At 72.1% G+C, this 17,099-nt stretch carries 14 protein-coding genes; 7 read left to right on the top strand and 7 right to left on the bottom strand.

Annotated elements, in window-relative coordinates:
- Nucleotides 1-3 precede the first annotated feature (3 nt).
- The 6 genes from ACFQ3T_RS13740 to yhjD all read left to right on the top strand — a co-directional run bounded on the left by ACFQ3T_RS13740 (nt 4) and on the right by yhjD (nt 8,074).
- Nucleotides 4-813: an exodeoxyribonuclease III gene (locus ACFQ3T_RS13740; RefSeq protein WP_380723622.1), complete on the top strand. Its 810-nt coding sequence runs from the start codon at nt 4-6 to the stop codon at nt 811-813.
- 219 nt (nt 814-1,032) lie between these two features.
- Nucleotides 1,033-2,724 carry a TIGR03767 family metallophosphoesterase gene (locus ACFQ3T_RS13735; RefSeq protein ID WP_380723621.1) on the top strand — a complete coding sequence of 564 codons (1,692 nt, stop codon included), beginning with the start codon at nt 1,033-1,035 and terminating at the stop codon, nt 2,722-2,724.
- 221 nt (nt 2,725-2,945) lie between these two features.
- On the top strand, nt 2,946-5,483 hold the full coding sequence (locus ACFQ3T_RS13730; protein WP_380723620.1) for a bifunctional FO biosynthesis protein CofGH: 2,538 nt from the start codon (nt 2,946-2,948) through the stop codon (nt 5,481-5,483).
- Nucleotides 5,484-5,643: 160 nt separating this feature from the next.
- Nucleotides 5,644-5,916, top strand: a complete 273-nt coding sequence (locus tag ACFQ3T_RS13725; protein WP_380723619.1) for a hypothetical protein — start codon at nt 5,644-5,646, stop codon at nt 5,914-5,916.
- 132 nt (nt 5,917-6,048) lie between these two features.
- Nucleotides 6,049-7,032, top strand: coding sequence for a tryptophan--tRNA ligase (gene trpS, locus ACFQ3T_RS13720; RefSeq protein ID WP_380723646.1), 984 nt, complete (start codon nt 6,049-6,051; stop codon nt 7,030-7,032).
- Between the two features lie 25 nt (nt 7,033-7,057).
- Nucleotides 7,058-8,074: an inner membrane protein YhjD gene (gene yhjD / locus ACFQ3T_RS13715; protein ID WP_380723618.1), complete on the top strand. Its 1,017-nt coding sequence runs from the start codon at nt 7,058-7,060 to the stop codon at nt 8,072-8,074.
- Nucleotides 8,075-8,149: 75 nt separating this feature from the next.
- Here yhjD and ACFQ3T_RS13710 read toward each other — a convergent pair whose 3' ends face one another.
- A complete protein-coding gene (locus ACFQ3T_RS13710) occupies nt 8,150-8,497 on the bottom strand; it encodes a hypothetical protein (protein ID WP_380723617.1) in 348 nt (115 codons plus the stop codon).
- Nucleotides 8,498-8,522: 25 nt separating this feature from the next.
- The gene (locus tag ACFQ3T_RS13705; RefSeq protein WP_380723616.1) at nt 8,523-8,756 is read right to left on the bottom strand and encodes an SCO4848 family membrane protein; all 234 of its coding nucleotides are present in this window, start codon (nt 8,754-8,756) and stop codon (nt 8,523-8,525) included.
- Between the two features lie 60 nt (nt 8,757-8,816).
- Here ACFQ3T_RS13705 and ACFQ3T_RS13700 point away from each other — a divergent pair, with 60 nt between their 5' ends.
- Complete coding sequence (locus tag ACFQ3T_RS13700; protein ID WP_380723615.1) at nt 8,817-10,115, top strand: D-alanyl-D-alanine carboxypeptidase family protein; 1,299 nt, start codon at nt 8,817-8,819, stop codon at nt 10,113-10,115.
- 72 nt (nt 10,116-10,187) lie between these two features.
- Here ACFQ3T_RS13700 and ACFQ3T_RS13695 read toward each other — a convergent pair whose 3' ends face one another.
- The 5 genes from ACFQ3T_RS13695 to ACFQ3T_RS13675 form a co-directional block, all read right to left on the bottom strand.
- Nucleotides 10,188-10,970 (bottom strand): succinate dehydrogenase iron-sulfur subunit, encoded by a 783-nt coding sequence (locus tag ACFQ3T_RS13695; protein ID WP_380723614.1) that lies wholly within the window; start codon nt 10,968-10,970, stop codon nt 10,188-10,190.
- The gene (sdhA, locus tag ACFQ3T_RS13690; protein ID WP_380723613.1) at nt 10,970-12,721 is read right to left on the bottom strand and encodes a succinate dehydrogenase flavoprotein subunit; all 1,752 of its coding nucleotides are present in this window, start codon (nt 12,719-12,721) and stop codon (nt 10,970-10,972) included. The genes ACFQ3T_RS13695 and sdhA overlap by 1 nt, the downstream gene beginning before the upstream one ends.
- 24 nt (nt 12,722-12,745) lie before the next feature.
- Nucleotides 12,746-13,156: a succinate dehydrogenase hydrophobic membrane anchor subunit gene (locus ACFQ3T_RS13685; RefSeq protein WP_380723612.1), complete on the bottom strand. Its 411-nt coding sequence runs from the start codon at nt 13,154-13,156 to the stop codon at nt 12,746-12,748.
- Between the two features lie 2 nt (nt 13,157-13,158).
- Nucleotides 13,159-13,584, bottom strand: a complete 426-nt coding sequence (gene sdhC, locus ACFQ3T_RS13680; protein WP_380723611.1) for a succinate dehydrogenase, cytochrome b556 subunit — start codon at nt 13,582-13,584, stop codon at nt 13,159-13,161.
- Nucleotides 13,585-13,751: 167 nt separating this feature from the next.
- Entirely contained in the window at nt 13,752-17,000 is a 3,249-nt protein-coding gene (locus ACFQ3T_RS13675) for a hypothetical protein (RefSeq protein WP_380723610.1), read from the bottom strand.
- Nucleotides 17,001-17,099 lie beyond the last annotated feature (99 nt).

Below are 17,099 nucleotides of genomic sequence, written 5' to 3'. Positions count from 1 at the left end.
GCCGTGCTGACTGTCTCGACGATCAACGTCAACGGGTTGCGCGCCGCCGCCAAGAAGGGCTACCTGGAGTGGCTGGCCGCGACGTCCGCCGACGTCGTGTGCCTGCAGGAGGTGCGCGCCGAGCCGGGGCAGCTGCCGGAAGCCGTGCGGTCGCCCGAGGGGTGGCACGTGGCGCAGGCGTGGTCGGAGGCCAAGGGGCGCAACGGGGTCGCGGTGCTGACGCGGGCGCGGCCGGAGGCCGTGCGGGTCGGGTTCGGCGCGCCGGAGTTCGAGCACTCCGGGCGGTACGTCGAGGTCGAGCTCGCCGACGTCGTGGTGGCGTCGCTGTACCTGCCCAGCGGTGACGTCGGCACGCCGAGGCAGGACGAGAAGGACCGGTTCATGGCCGCGTTCCTGCCGTACCTGGTGGAGCTGCGCGAGAAGGCCGCCGCCGGCGGGCGCGAGGTGCTGGTGTGCGGCGACTGGAACATCGCGCACCGGGCCGAGGACCTGAAGGCGTGGAAGACGAACCAGAAGTCGTCCGGCTTCCTGCCCGAGGAGCGGGCGTGGCTGGACCGGGTGTTCGGTGAGGCGCGGTACGTCGACGTGGTGCGCTCCCTCCACCCGGACGTGGCGGGCCCGTACACCTGGTGGTCGTACCGGGGCAAGGCGTTCGACAACGACTCCGGGTGGCGGATCGACCTGCAGGTGGCGACCGAGGGGTTGGCGCGCACGGCGACGTCGGCGGTGGTCGAGCGGGCGGCGACGTATGCCGAGCGGTGGTCGGACCACGCGCCCGTGACCGTGACCTTCGACTGGCCCGTCGCCGGCTGAGGTGCGGGTTCCCGCGAGCGGTGGCGGGGATCCCGGTTGGCGGCGACACGACGTTGCCTCGACTGCGTGGCGCTGTCGGTGGCCGGAAGTGTTGTGCGGCAACGGAACCGATCCACCCGACGATCGACTTCGCTCGTTCGGCCCCACTTCACCGCGAGTTCGTGACGCGCTCCCCGGATCGTGAGAAGTTTTCACCATCCGAGACGTGGGGAGCGGTCCATGGGTGGGATCAGCCGGCGGCGGTTCTTCCAGGCGACGGGTGCGGCCGGGGCGGTGTTGGTGTGGGGCGGGCCCGCTTGGGCGGCGACCACCGGCACGACGCTCGACGTCGCCGCCGCGGCCGCCGGGGGTTCGGGGTACCGAAGGCTCCAGGCCGGGCCCGGGTGGCCGGTCGTGGTGCGGGCCGACCTCGCGCCGCCGGGCGCGGGACGGGCCGACCGGCGGACGCCCCTGGCCTGCTTCGTGCAGTTCACCGACATGCACATGGTCGACACGCAGAGCCCCGCGCGGTTCGAGTACACGCACCCCGTCATGGGCGCCGGGGCGTTCCGGCCGCACGAGACGCTGGCCCAGCACACGTCCAGCGCGCTCGTCCGCAAGATCAACGAGGTCGGCGCCGGGCCGTTCACCGGCCGTCCGATCGACTTCATGATGACCACCGGCGACAACACCGACAACCACGAGCTGGTGGAGCTGGACTGGTTCCTCACCGTCCTCAACGGCGGCCGGATCACCGCCAACACCGGCGACCCGAGCGGCTACGAGGGCGTGCAGGACTCGGGCGCCAAGGCCTACTGGAACCCGCACTCGACACTCGTCGACGACTACAAGGCCGTCGGCTTCCCGCAGGTGCCCGGCCTGCTGGACGCGGCGATCCGCCCGTTCGAGAGCCCCGGCCTGCGCGTGCCGTGGTACTGCACGTTCGGCAACCACGACGACAGCGTGGTCGGCTCCCTGCCCGACGGCATCCCGCTGGTCGACGGCCTCTACACGGCGAGCCACAAGATCATGGGGTTCGCGGCCGACGGCGCCGCCCGCGTCGCCCGCGCCCTGCGCGACCCGGCGGCCCTCCCGGACGCCCTGGCCGTCCTCGCGAGCGGCGGGGGGCTGGTCCGCGCCGTCACGCCCGACGCCCGCCGCCGGCCGTTCACGACCGCCGCGTTCGTCCAGGCCCACCTCGACCCGCGCCACACCGGCCCCGGACCGCACGGCCACGGCTTCACCCCGGACAACGCCGACGGCGTCGACGTCTTCTACACGTTCCGCATCGCGCCCGGCGTCACCGGCGTCAGCCTCGACACCACGACCACCGCGGGCTTCGCCGACGGCTCGATCGGCCTGCACCAGTACCGGTGGCTGGAGCAGACGCTCAAGCGCGGCAGCTCCCGCTACTACGACGCCTTCGGCTTCCCGCGCCGCCAGGACGTCACCGACGAGCTGTTCATCCTGTTCAGCCACCACAGCAGCTGGACGATGGGCAACGTCCTGCCGGACCGCCGCCGCCCGCTCGACCCCCGGCTGGACGGCGACGCGCTCGTCGCGCTCCTCGGCCGCTTCCCGAACGTGGTGGCGTGGGTCAACGGCCACACCCACGAGAACCGGATCGTCCCGCACGGCACGGGCGACCGGGCGTTCTGGGAGATCAACACGGCGGCGCACGTCGACCACCCGCAGCACGCCCGGATCATCGAGCTCGTCGACAACGGCGACGGCACGTTGTCCCTGTTCACCACCCTGGTCGAGGGTGACGCGCCCTACCAGGCGGACTACGACGACTTCTCGCCGCGCGGCCTCGCCTCGCTGGCCCGCGAGTTCGCGTTCAACGACCCGCACGCCGGCGCGAACGCGGTGGGCGCCCCGACCGACCGCAACACCGAACTGGTCATCGCTGGGAGGTCGCCGGTTCGATGACCCGATGACGCGAGGCCCATGACGGGATGACGCGACAGGGCGGCAGGGAGGGAAGGGACGGCGGTCCGGTCGCGAGGGCGGGACGGTCCGTGCGCGGAGGGCGGGGCGGTCCAGGCGCGGGGCTCAGGGGCGGCGACACGCCGGGTGGGACCGCGACGACGCGCCGTGCCGCACATCACTCCGGACGTGATCAGGAATTTTCCGCACCTAAGGTCGTTGTCGTGGCCGTGGACATCTCGATCACCCCGCCGGAACCGACGCCGACCCCGTCGGCGATGCGACGCGCGTTGCGCCGTGCCGCCGACGGCGCGGTGCTGGACGTCACCGAGGCCGCGGTGCTGCTGCACGCCCGCGGTGACGACCTCGACGCGCTGCTGGACGCCGCCGGCCGGGTGCGTGACGCCCACCTGCTCGCGGAGGGGCGGCCGGGCGTCGTCACCTACAGCCGCAACGCGTTCATCCCGTTGACCCGCCTGTGCCGGGACCGCTGCCACTACTGCACGTTCGCGACGGTCCCGCACAAGCTGCCCGCCGCGTTCCTGGAGCGCGACGAGGTGCTGGACATCGCCCGCCGCGCGGCCGCCCAGGGCTGCAAGGAAGCCCTGTTCACGCTGGGCGACCGGCCCGAGGAGCGGTGGCCGCAGGCCCGGGAGTGGCTGGAGGCGCGCGGCTACTCGTCGACGCTCGACTACGTCCGGGCCAGCGCGATCGCCGTGCTGGAGGAGACGGGCCTCCTGCCGCACCTCAACCCCGGTGTGCTGAGCTGGGAGGACCTGCAGCGGCTGCGCCCGGTCGCGGCGAGCATGGGCATGATGCTGGAGACGACGGCCGAGCGGCTGTGGTCGGAGAAGGGCGGGCCGCACTACGGCAGCCCGGACAAGGAGCCCGCGGTCCGGCTGCGGGTCCTCACCGACGCCGGCCGGGTCAACGTGCCGTTCACGACCGGCATCCTGATCGGCATCGGCGAGACGGTCACCGAGCGCGCCGAGTCGCTGCTGGCCATGCGCGGCATCGCGCGCCAGTACGGGCACATCCAGGAAGTGATCATCCAGAACTTCCGGGCCAAGCCGGACACCGCGATGCGCGGCATGCCGGACGCCGACCTGCGCGAGCTGGCCGCCACGATCGCCGTGGCGCGGCTCGTCATGCCGTCGTCCACGAGCGTGCAGGCGCCGCCGAACCTGGTGGGCGGCGAGTTCGGGCTGATGCTGCGCGCGGGCATCGACGACTGGGGCGGCGTGTCACCGGTGACGCCGGACCACGTCAACCCCGAACGTCCGTGGCCGCAGGTCGACGCGCTCGCCGAGCGCACCCGCGAGGCGGGCTTCGACCTGCGGGAACGCCTCGCCGTCTACCCGCGGTACGTGACCGCGCCCGCCGGGCAGTGGATCGACACCCGGCTCACCGGGCACGTCGCCGCGCTGGCCCGCGAGGACGGCCTGGCCGACCCGGACGCGCCCGTCGTCGGCCGCGAGTGGCAGGAGCCGGACGGCGGCCTCGACACCTACGGCCGCGCCGACCTGCACACCGCCATCGACACCGAGGGCCGCACCGAGGACCGCCGGGGCGACTTCGACAGCGTCTACGGCGACTGGGCGTCCCTGACCGTGCCGAAGGCCGCCAACGCGGCCAACGCCGCCGAGCGGCTGCCCGAGGAGGCGGCCCGCGCGCTCAGGCTGGCCGAGTCCGACCCGGCCAGGCTGCTGGAGGACTCCGACGCGGCCCTGGCGCTGCTCACCGCGGACGGCGCGGCGCTGGAGACCATGACCAGGCTCGCCGACGAGCTGCGCGCCGAGGTGGTGGGCGACGACGTCACCTACGTCGTCAACCGCAACATCAACTTCTCCAACGTCTGCTACGTGGGCTGCCGGTTCTGCGCGTTCGCCCAGCGGGAGCGGGACGTGGACGCGTTCCGGCTGTCCGTGGCCGAGGTCGCCGACCGCGCGCAGGAGGCGTGGGACGCGGGCGCCACCGAGGTCTGCATGCAGGGCGGCATCGACCCGAAGCTCCCGGTCACCTACTACGCCGACGTGGTCCGCGCGATCAAGGCCAGGGTGCCCGGCATGCACGTCCACGCGTTCAGCCCGATGGAGGTCGTCAGCGCGGCGGCCAAGGCGGGCGTGAGCGTGCGGGAGTGGCTGACCGAGCTGCGCGACGCGGGGCTGGACACCATCCCCGGCACCGCCGCCGAGATCCTCGACGACGACGTCCGCTGGGTGCTGACCAAGGGCAAGCTGCCCGCCGCGACCTGGCTGGACGTGGTCGCCACCGCGCACGAGGTGGGCATCCGGTCGTCGTCCACGATGATGTACGGCCACGTCGACCACCCCGGCCACTGGCTCGGGCACTTCCGGGCGCTGGCGGCCCTGCAGGACCGCACGGGCGGGCTCACCGAGTTCGTCGGCCTCCCGTTCGTGCACCGCAACGCGCCGATCTACCTGGCGGGCGTGGCCCGTCCCGGCCCGACGCGCCGCGACAACCGCGCCGTGCACGCGTTCGCGCGGCTCGCCCTGCACGGGCGGGTCGACAACATCCAGTGCTCGTGGGTCAAGCTCGGCGACGAGGGCACCGCCGAGGTGCTGCGCGGCGGCGCCAACGACCTGGGCGGGACGCTGATGGAGGAGACCATCAGCCGCATGGCGGGCTCCGAGCACGGCTCCGCGCGCACCGCCGACCAGCTGCGGGCCACGGCGGCGCTGGCCGGGCGGCCCGCGCGGCAGCGCACTACGACGTACGGCCGAGTCGACGTGGTGGGGTAGGCCCCGCGCTCACCGGCGGACCGGGCCGTGGATAGTCTGCGGCCGGCCGCGGGTTTACCCGAACCGAACACCACAGCCCAACAGCTTCGGTAGGTTCGCGGCCGTCCGTCAACAAGGTTCACCCCCGCGGGTGGCACGGTGTTGGTGAGGAGGCTGGGCAGTGCGCGGTCGCGGTGCGGTCCTGGGCGTGGTCCTGGGCGCGGCGTCATCCCTGGTCGTCGACGGTGTCGCCCACGGGGCCGACGGTTCGGCCGCGGTGGCCGGCAGCGCGGTGGTGGCGGCTCCCGTCTCGCTCGAAGCGCCGGTGGGCATCGCCGCCGTGGCGCTCGGCGTGGTCGGCCTGGTGGCCGGCCTGGTGCGCCGGCGCAAGGCCGCGGTGGTGCGCGCGGCGGCCGAGCGGGCCGAGGTCCAGCCCGCCACCAGCGGCGTCTGATCGGCCTGGGAGAATCCTCCCGTGGTCGCCGAGAACCCTGCCGAGAGCCCCGCTCAGATCCCCGCCGGGAGCACCGCCGAGAACGCCGCCGGCACGTCCGCCGGGAACGCGGCCCCGGCGTCCCGCCCGCGCGTGCTGTCCGGCATCCAGCCGACCGCGGGCTCCTTCCACCTCGGCAACTACCTCGGCGCGCTCCGCCAGTGGGTGGCGTTGCAGGACACGCACGAGGCGTTCTACTGCGTCGTCGACCTGCACGCGATCACCGTCGAGCAGGACCCCAAGGTGCTGCGGCAGAACACCCGCGTGTCCGCCGCGCAGCTCCTCGCGCTCGGCATCGACCCGGACCGCGCCACGCTGTTCGTGCAGTCGCACGTGCCCGAGCACACCCAGCTCGCGTGGGTCATGCAGTGCCTCACGGGCTTCGGCGAGGCCAGCCGGATGACCCAGTTCAAGGACAAGTCCGCGCGGCAGGAGGCGCAGGTCGGCGTCGGCCTGTTCACCTACCCGATCCTGCAGGCCGCCGACATCCTGCTGTACCAGGCGCACCACGTGCCGGTGGGCGAGGACCAGCGCCAGCACCTCGAGCTGACCCGCGACCTCGCGCAGCGGTTCAACACCCGCTACGGCAAGACGTTCCGGCTGCCCGAGCCGCACATCGTCAAGGACACCGCGAAGATCTACGACCTGCAGGACCCGACGTCGAAGATGTCGAAGTCCGTGCCCGCGGGCGTGGTGGAGCTGCTGGAGGACCCGAAGAAGTCCGCCAAGAAGATCCGCTCCGCCGTCACCGACACCGGCCGCGAGATCGTGTACGACCCGGCCGCGAAGGCCGGCGTGAGCAACCTGCTGGTGATCTACTCCGCGCTGACGGGCCGGTCGGTCGAGTCGCTGGTCGCGGACTACGAGGGCAAGGGCTACGGGGACCTGAAGAAGGACCTGGGCGAGGTGTTCACGGAGTTCGTGACGCCGGTGCGGGCCAAGGTCGCCGAGTACCTGGCCGACACCGCCGAGCTGGACAAGGTGCTGGCGCGGGGCGCGGAACGGGCGCGTGCCGTGGCCTCGAAGACGCTGGCGCGGGCCTACGACCGGATCGGCTTCCTCCCGACTGGCGAGTGATCACCGCGCGGTCTAGCGTTCCCGTGTGGCGGAAGAGGCAGCGGCCAAGTCCGAGTCGAAGCTCGACCGGCTGCGCAAGCGGCGTCCGTGGCTCGACCACTTGTTCCGCGCGAACGAGCGCTACTCCCAGCAGTACGGGGCGCACTACGCGGCGGCGGTGACGTACTTCAGCGTGCTGTCGCTCGTGCCCATGCTGATGATCGGGTTCGCCGTCGCCGGTTTCGTGCTGTCCTCGCAGCCCCAGCTGATGGACGAGCTGAAGACCGGCATCACCGAGGCGGTGCCGGGCACGCTCGGCAACACCATCAACGAGGTGGTCGACCAGGCGATCGAGTCCAAGGGCACGGTCGGCGTGCTCGGCCTGCTGACCGCCGCCTACTCCGGGCTCGGCTGGATGAGCAACCTGCGTGACGCGCTGACCGCGCAGTGGGGGCACGCCAAGGCCGACCTGCCGTTCCTGAAGACGGCCCTGAAGGACCTCGTGGCGCTGGTCAGCCTGGGTGTGGCGCTGGTCGTGTCGTTCGGCCTGACCGCGATCGGCGCGGGGTTCGCCGAGCTGGTGCTGCGGTGGGTCGGGCTGGACGGCGTGTGGTGGGCCGAGCTGATGTTGAAGATCGGCACGATCGTGCTGGCCCTCGTCGCGAACTGGCTGGTGTTCCTGTGGGTGCTGGCCAAGCTGCCGCGACGCCCGGTGGGGTGGCGCAGCGCGGTCAAGGGCGCGGCGGCGGCCGCGATCGGGTTCGAGCTGCTGAAGCAGGTCGGGACGATCTACCTGTCCAGCGTCACGTCGTCGCCGGCGGGCGCGGCGTTCGGCCCGATCATCGGTGTGCTGGTGTTCGCGAACCTGGTGGCCCAGTACCTGCTGTTCATCACGGCGTGGACGGCCACCGCGCGGGAGAACCTGGTCAAGGAACCGCCGCCGGCCCCGGCCCCCGCCGTGATCCGGCCCGTGGTGGAGGTGCGGTCCGGGCCCAGCCCCCGCGCCGCCGCCGGGCTGGTCGGCGCGGGGTTGCTGCTGGGCGCGTTGTTCCGGCGGCGCTGACGGCGCGGGCGCCGACGGCCGACGGCTCGGCCGGGCGGACGTCGAACGCCCGACGGCTTCGGCCGGGCGGCCGGTTCAGCTCCAGAACACGGCGATGCCGACGTTGAGGACGACCAGGCCCGCGAGGGTCGGGGTGAGCCACGTGGCGGGCCTCGGCTTGTTCAGGTTCACCGCGACCAGGGCCGCGATGGCCACCAGGACCAGCAGCTTCACGCCGATCTTGGCGTGGCTGTAGTCCTGGTCGGTCAGCGGGGCCAGGCCGACCAGCGCCACGCCCGTGAGCAGCTGCAGCGCGCTGCCGTGCAGCCAGCCCTTGTTGAGCGGGCCGTCCGCGCCGACCCGGCGCTGGACGAAGAACATCGCGACGAGCATGCCCATGCCGAGCAGGTGCAGGAACACCAGCAGTAGGCGCACGAACTCCACGGCGGAGCCTCCAGTGTGGTGGTTACTAGCTCTGGGTGTTTCGGGTGGCGCGCAGGCCGCGCACACCCAACACGCCGATGACCGTGCCGAATGTGAGCGACGCGACAACGAGCAGCAGGTGCACGGTGAAGAACGTGGTCGGGCCGCTGTCCCACGAGCGGGGGTCCTTCCAGATGTTGCGCAGGAAGGTCGGCCAGATGACCCAGGACCACACCCCGAAGGCAAGCAGGAAGACGGACATGCCGCGGGAGAGCTTCACCGGAGCAGTATCCGACGTGGCGGGTGCAGGTCACTCATCCGGGGTGGATAGCCTGGGCGGGTGCGTTCCTCCGCGTTCCGACGGCCCGTTGCCCTGGTCCTGGCTGCCTGCGCGCTGATGGCCACCGCGGTGAGCGCGGTGACCGCCGCCGCTCCGGCCGTCGCGGCCCAGCCGGCTTGCGAGAACGAGGTGTCACCGCCACCGCCGGTCGACACGTCCGAACAGGTGCCGCCAGGCGAGCAGCCACCACGTCCGCTCGAAGTGCCCGAGAGCCCCGTGGGCGGCCAGCGGCTCGGCGAGTGCGGCCTCGTGCTGCCGCCGAACGCGCAGCCTCTTCCCGACGGCATCACGGCGCAGAGCTGGCTGCTGGCCGACGCCGACAGCGGCGCCGTGCTCGCGGCGCTCAACCCGCACGGCAGGCAGCGCCCCGCGTCGGTCATCAAGGTCCTGCTGGCGATGGTGGTGGCCAAGGAGCTGCCGCCCGACGCGACCGTCGTCGCCACGCCCGAGGACCTCGCCCAGGAGTGCAGCTGCGTCGGCCTGCGCAACGGCGGCCAGTACACCGTGGAGCAGCTGCTCCAGGCGTTGGTGATGGCGTCCGGCAACGACGTGGCGCACGCCCTGGCCCGCAGGCTGGGCGGGGTGCCGTCCGCGATCCGGAAGATGAACGCCCTGGCGGCCGAGCTGGGCGCGCTGGACACGCGGGCCGTGACGCCGTCCGGGCTGGACGCGCCGGGCACGTCCACGTCGGCCTACGACGTGGCGCTGATCTTCCGCGAGGCGCTGAAGTACCCGGACTTCGTCAAGGCCGTGACGACCCAGCGGATGGACTTCCCGGCCGCGAGCGGCGCCGGGACCGTGCCGATCGTCAACGACAACCGCCTGCTCACCACGTACCAGGGCGCGCTGGGCGGCAAGTCCGGGTTCACCGACGACGCCCAGCACACCTACGTCGGCGCGGCGCAGCGCAACGGCAAGAAGCTCGTCGTGGTGCTGCTGCGCGGGCAGCAGCAGCCCGTGCGGATGACGGACCAGGCGGCCCGCCTGCTCGACTACGGGTTCGAACTGGAGCCCGCCGCGTCCGCGAACCCCGTCGGCCGGCTGGTCGAGGGCGCGCCCCAGGTGAAGAAGAAGACCACCGAGGCCCGGCCGACGCCGACCAGCGCGGGCGTGGGCGAGGTGGCCAACTCGTCGCCGGACGGCAGCCAACCGTCGGCCATGCAGACCGCGTTCGGCAACGTCGGCGGCCCGATCACGGCCGTGGCCGCGCTGGGCCTGGTGCTCGCGTTCGTCATGTACCTGCGCAACCGCCGCGCCAAGGCCGCCCGTGCCGCCCGCGCACGTCAGCAGGCGCCCTAGGCGGTCGAACCGCCCGCAGACGCGCCGAGGGCCCCTGAGCAGCAGCTCAGGGGCCCTCGGCGTGCGGTGGGGTCAGACGCGCTTGAACAGGAGGGCGCGCTTGACCTCCTGGATGGCCTTCGTGACCTGGATGCCACGCGGGCACGCGTCGGTGCAGTTGAACGTCGTCCGGCAGCGCCACACGCCGTCGATGTCGTTCAGGATGTCCAGCCGCTCCTCGGCGCCCTCGTCACGGCTGTCGAAGATGAACCGGTGCGCGTTGACGATCGCCGCGGGCCCGAAGTAGGAGCCCTCGGTCCAGTACACCGGGCACGACGTGGTGCAGGCCGCGCACAGGATGCACTTGGTGGTGTCGTCGAAGCGCTCGCGGTCGGCGATGGACTGCACCCGCTCGCGCGTCGGCTCATTGCCGTACGTGATGAGGTACGGCTTGACCGCCTTGAACGCCTCGAAGAACGGCTCCATGTCGACCAGCAGGTCCTTGTGGACCGGCAGGCCCTTGATGGGCTCGACGGTGATCGTCGTCGGCTTGCCCTTGGCGGCCAGCAGGTCCTTCAGCAGCACCTTGCACGCGAGCCGGTTCACGCCGTTGATGCGCATCGCGTCCGAGCCGCAGATGCCGTGCGCGCAGGACCGGCGGAACGTCAGCGTGCCGTCCAGGTACCACTTCACGTAGTGCAGCAGGTTCAGCACGCGGTCCGACGGGAGCGCCGGGATCTCGAACGAGTCCCAGCGCGGCTCGTCGTCGACCTCCGGGTTGAACCGGCGGACCTTCAGGGTGACGGTGATGGCGCCGTCCGGCACGGGGGGCTGGTTCCCGCGCGAGCCGGTGGACACTTCAGCGGTAGCGGTCATCAGTACTTGCGCTCCATCGGCTGGTACCGGGTGAACGTCACGGGCTTGTAGTCGAGCCGGATGTCGGCCAGCAAGCCGTCGCCCTGCTTGTAGTACATGCTGTGGCGCATGAAGTTCGTGTCGTCGCGGTTCGGGTAGTCCTCGCGGGCGTGGCCGCCGCGGGACTCCTTGCGCGCCAGCGCGCCGACGACGAGAACCTCGGCCAGTTCCAGGAGGAAACCCAGCTCGACCGCTTCCAGGAGGTCGGTGTTGAACCGCTTCCCCTTGTCCTGCACGGTGATCCGCTGGTACCGCTCCTTCAACGCCTGCACGTCGTGCAGTGCCGTCTTGAGCGTGTCCTCGGTGCGGTACACCGAAGCGTTGGCGTCCATCGTGGCCTGGAGCTCGGTGCGGATGTCCGCCACGCGCTCCTCGCCGTGCTCCGACAGCACCAGCGCGACCTGCGCCTCGACCTGCGCGGCGGGGTTCTCCGGCAGCTCGACGTGGTCGTGGGACAACGCGTACTCCGCGGCGGCGATGCCCGCGCGGCGGCCGAACACGTTGATGTCCAGCAACGAGTTCGTGCCGAGGCGGTTCGCGCCGTGGACGGACACGCACGCGCACTCGCCGGCGGCGTAGAGGCCCGGCACGACGCTGTCGTTGTCCCGCAGCACCTCGCCGTGCACGTTCGTGGGGATGCCGCCCATCGCGTAGTGCGCGGTCGGGTAGACCGGCACCGGCTCCTTCACCGGGTCGACCGCGAGGTACGTGCGGGCGAACTCGGTGATGTCCGGAAGCTTCGTCTCCAGCACCTCGGCGCCCAGGTGCGTGCAGTCCAGCAGCACGTAGTCCTTGTTCGGACCGGCGCCGCGGCCTTCCAGCACCTCCAGCGCCATCGAGCGGGCGACGATGTCGCGCGGCGCGAGGTCCTTGATGGTCGGCGCGTACCGCTCCATGAACCGCTCGCCCGAGCCGTTGCGCAGGATCGCGCCCTCGCCGCGGGCGCCCTCGGTGAGCAGGATGCCCAGGCCCGCGAGACCGGTCGGGTGGAACTGGTAGAACTCCATGTCCTCCAGCGGCAGGCCCTTGCGGAACACGATGCCCATGCCGTCGCCGGTCAGCGTATGCGCGTTGGACGTGGTCTTGAAGACCTTGCCGAAGCCGCCGGTGGCGAACACCACGGACTTGGCCTGGAAGACGTGGATCTCGCCGGTCGCGAGCTCGTACGCCACCGCGCCCGTGCACACCGGGCCGTCGGCCGTCTCGGTGAGGCAGATGTCGAGGACGTAGAACTCGTTGAAGAACTCGATGCCGTGCTTGACGCAGTTCTGGTACAGCGTCTGGAGGATCATGTGGCCGGTGCGGTCGGCCGCGTAGCAGGCCCGGCGCACGGCGGCCTCGCCGTGGTTGCGGGTGTGGCCGCCGAACCGCCGCTGGTCGATCTTGCCCTCGGGCGTGCGGTTGAACGGCAGGCCCATCTTCTCCAGGTCGAGGACCGCGTCGATGGCCTCCTTCGCCATGATCTCGGCGGCGTCCTGGTCGACCAGGTAGTCACCGCCCTTGATCGTGTCGAAGGTGTGCCACTCCCAGTTGTCCTCCTCCACGTTCGCCAGCGCGGCGCACATGCCGCCCTGCGCGGCGCCCGTGTGGGACCTCGTCGGGTAGAGCTTCGTGAGCACGGCCGTGCGGGCCCGCTGGCCGGACTCGATCGCCGCGCGCATCCCGGCGCCACCCGCGCCGATGATGACAACGTCGTACTTGTGGAACTGCATGGCTCAGGTACTCCCCGCGGCGGGTCAGTCGGTGATGTTCGGGTCGAAGGTGAAGATCACGTACGTGCCGAGGGCGATGATCAGCACCATCGAGACGTAGAGCAGCACCTTGAGCCAGAACCGGGTCGCGTCCTTGCGGGCGTAGTCGTTGATGACGGTGCGCAGGCCGTTGCCGCCGTGGATCTGGGCGAGCCACAACATGGCCAGGTCCCACATCTGCCAGAACGGCGAGGCCCAGCGGCCGGCGACGAAGCCGAAGTTGATGCGGTGCACGCCGCCGTCGAGGATGTTCATGATGAACAGGTGCCCGAGCACGAGCACCACCAGCGCGACGCCCGAGATCCGCATGAACAGCCAGCTGTACAGCTCGAAGTTGCTGCGGCGGGCGGCCGGGCGGCGCGGGGAGCGCGGCTTGTCGAGGATCAGCTCGCTCATGATCAGTGACCCCCACCGAGCAGGTCGGTAACCGTGCGGACCATCATGAAGTAGGTGCCGGGCACCATGACCAGGACCCAGACGCCGAGGACCGCCCAGAGCATCTGCTTCTGGTAGCGGGCGCCCTTCTCCCAGAAGTCGACCAGCATCACGCGGATGCCGTTGAGCGCGTGGTAGAGGACCGCACCGACGAGGCCGACCTCGAAGAGGTTGACGATCGGGTTCTTGTAGGTCTCGATGACCTTGTCGTACGCGTCCGGCGACACGCGCACCAGCGCGGTGTCGAGGACGTGCGCGAACAGGAAGAAGAACGTCAGCACCCCGGTGATGCGGTGCGCGACCCAGGACCACATGCCCAGGTCGCCGCGGTAGAGCGTTCCGCCCCCCTTAGAGGTGCCCGCCCGCTCGGGTGCGGTGGTGCCGGCCATGCGCAACGGCCTCCAGCGTCAGTGGTGGACTGGTCTCCGGTACGTGCGTACTCGGACCTTGACCCTCGGATGCTAGTCCCGCGCGGCGCACCCGACCCAACGGCCCGACCCGTCTGTGAGCGACGAGACACCGGCTCCCGCCTCCGGGTGAACTGGATCGGTTCACCTCACCGTTGCCGGTCCTGGGCTGTGCGGTCCCGGTCACGCAGCACCAGGTCCGCCCGCACGATCCGGCGGTCCGCTTCGGGGTCCTTCGCGCCCGGCGGCACCTCCCGTCCGCGCGAGATCGGCACCACCGGGATCTGGTGGCTGGTGAGCCGCGGCTCGTTCGGCGGCAGTCCACGCTGGACCTCCGCCAGCCGCCGGGCCACCTCGGCCCGGACCCACGCCGCCGCCACGTCCGCGCGCTGCTGACCCGTGCGGGTGGCGTGCAGGTGCGAGTTGCCGTAGCCGACGACGTGGAGCTCGGGCAGCGGCAGGCCGTTGCGGAACCGCCACAGCGCCACCTCGACCGTGCTGTTCGCGACACCGGTCAACATGCTCCGCACACCGTCCGGCAGGGCTTGCGAGCCCCGGGCGACCTCGTCCGGGTCGAGGTTCTTGCCCTCGGCGAGGTCGACGGAGGCGGTGGCCTGCCCGGTGTGGCCCAGGGTCACCGCGACCAACGGGTTCGCGAGCTGCATCTCGACGTGCGGGTCGTCGACGTGGCCCCACTTGTCGAAGAACGTCTGGCCCTCGGCCTTGCTGTACTGGTTGACGAACCACATCTGGCCCGGCTGCGGCAGGGCGTCGTTGCCGACGATGCCGGAGATCGCCTGGCGCGCGGCGGCCAGCGCGTTGTGCAGCGGGTACCGCTCGACGACCCGCGCGGTCTCCGGGTCCGTGGCGGGGTCGGCGAGGATCGCGCGGTTGTCGCGGATCGCCACCAGCGACTCGGCCAGCTTCCGGCGCACCGGGTCGGCGTCCGGGTCGGACGCCAGCGCGGCGTTGATGCGGTCGAGGTCCGGGCCGTGCGCCCGCAGGTTCACCTCGACCAGCCTGCTGAGGAGCTGCTGGCGGGCGCCGCCCTGGCGGACCGTCTCGATCGTGATCTGGCTCCGGTCGTCCGCGCTGTTCACCGCGACCGAACCGAAGTGGTAGCCCCAGACCCGGCCCAGCTGCGTGCCGCGGCCGTCGGCGGTCGGCCGGGCGTGGTTGAGGCCGAAGTTCGGCTCCGGCCTGCCGTCCGGTCCCGTGCCGGGCGAGGCGATGGACTGGATCACGTAAGCCTCGCCGGGCTTCGCCCAGGCGTACTGGTTGACGCCGAGCCGGCGCGCGGCCTCGTCCAGGCGGGCGCGGGCGGGCGTGCCGGGCTGGAGCGCCGAGCCGTACGCCGGTCCCACCATCGGGGTGGTGCCGGGGCGGTCGCTGATCGCCGTGACGACGGCCGCGGGGTCGACGGTCGCGTGCGGGTCGTGCGCGGCGACGGCCAGCGCCATCGCGAGACCGTGGAGGCCGAGCAGCTCCAGCGGGCCGCCGTCACCGGTCCGGCCCAGCGCCGGCACGCCGTCCGGGTCGGCCGGTCGCAGCACGGCCTGGCTGTGCGAGCCGCCGATGATGTCCCGCGAGAACTCGCTGCACACCCCCGGAGGCGACCCGGCGAACGTCGGCCGCACCATCACCAGCCGGGTCGTCGCGTCGCCCTGTCCGAAGTGGACCCGGTTGGCCGGCACCGCGACGAGGTCCAGCTTGCTGCCGGCCTCCTTCAGGCGCGCCCTGGCGTCCGCCAGCACCTCCGGGGTCGCGTAGAACTCCTTGAAGTGGCCGTCGCGGTCGCCGAGCGGCACCGCCACCGTGCCGTCCGAGGAGAACGCCAGCGCCGGCTTCGCCACCGGTTGGCGGACGATCTGCGGGACGATCGCCGGGAAGCCGCCCGTCCGCTGGAACGTCGGCTGCCGGTCGTGCCGGGTGAACGGCGGCACGACGCCGTCGGTCTCCACGACGTAGTCGGTGGTGACGACCGGGTGGGCGGTGCCGACCGACGCCGACTCGTCGAGGCTGAGCAGCGACGCCACGTCCGCGTCGACGTGCGCCGACAGCGCGTCCGCGTCCGGGCCGTCCTCGTACAGCTCGTAGAGGTCGGCCACGGAGTCGGTGTCGGTGTCGCCGTACAGGCCGTAGAGGTCGGCCACGGAGTCCGTGTCGCTGCCGCCGTACAGGCGGTAGAGGTCGTCGATGTCGTCGATGTCGTCGAGGTCGTTGATGTCGTTGACCGGGTCGTGGTCGGTCCGGGGGTCGGACGGTCCCGGGCTGTACGGCGGCACGGCGTCCGGCGAGCGGGTGAAGCCCTGCGGGTCGGGGGCGAAGGACTCCAACGCGCGCAGGCGGTTCTCGATCAGCCACAGGTTGCGCGGCTTGAGCGCGACGTCCCGCGCGTCGATGCCGGCGGTCATCGGGCCGTGGTCCGCCATGACCCGGCCCTTGCCCTGCTGGTGCTGGAAGATCGGCTTGACGGTGTTCGTCTCGAAGTACTCGTCGTGCAGGCCGAGGAAGTGCCCGACCTCGTGCGCCAACCGGCGCGCGTCGGTGTCCACCGGCCAGGTCAGCTGGTCGGCCCGGCCGTTCGGCGGCGCGATCGCGATCGTGCCGTGGGCGGCGGCGGGGTCGGTGGTGAACTCGACGGTGACATGGAACTGCTCGCCGCTGGGCAGCCGGTTCCCGTTGCGGTTGAACAGCTCCTCGACGCCCGCGCGTGCCCGTTCCCGGAGGGCCCGGAGCTGGTCCGGGGTGGCGTTGCCGGGGTCGAGGTAGAGCGAGACGGTGAAGTCGCGCACCGGGGTGCCGTTCACGTCGAACGTCCTGGTGTCGTACGCGATCGGGCCGCGCCAGGCGTTGAGGCGCACGCCGTCGGGGCCGATCGTGGAGCTGTCGAGGACGCCGCCGTCCTCGCCGCGCACCCGGCTGGTGATCGGGACGCCCGCCCTGACGTCGCGGATGTCCTTTGTAGACGCTTGGCGCTGCGGTGCGAACCAGGGCGCGGTGAGGGCCGGGCTGTGCCGCCAGTGCGGGTTGGCCAGCACGGGGTGCGGCGCCTGCGGGGCGGGTGAGGTGATCACCGTGGTCGTCGTCGGGGTTGGGGCTTGCGGTGCGGATCGCGGTGCGGTCCAGCCGTCCGGGCGCCGGAGGTCCCAGTCGACGCGGACGTCCGCGCCGGGCCGGCCGTCCGGGCTGATCCGGACGTCGAAGGCGGGGCCGAGGCGGGTGGCCAGGGCGTGCGCCACGACCTGGGCGCTCGCCCCCGACACCTCGACCGCCGGAGGCCGGTAGCCGAGCCGGTCACGGGTCACCTTCGCCTCGGCGAGGGCGGTGGCGAGCGTGTCGAGGCGTGCGACCTGCGGCCCGTCCAGTGGTGTGCCGGGCGGGAGGTCGAACGACACCTCGGGACCGGATCGGGTGGGCCGGGGTGCGCGGGGCTGGGCGGTCGCGGGAGCCGGTGCGGCCGCCGCCGGGGCGGACGGGGGCGCGGGTGCGGTGCC

This window comes from Saccharothrix hoggarensis, from assembly GCF_042678885.1.
In the GTDB taxonomy this organism is placed as follows: domain Bacteria; phylum Actinomycetota; class Actinomycetes; order Mycobacteriales; family Pseudonocardiaceae; genus Actinosynnema; species Actinosynnema hoggarensis.
Note: the sequence above shows the minus strand (reverse complement) of the source record. Positions and strands in the feature narration are given on the sequence as shown.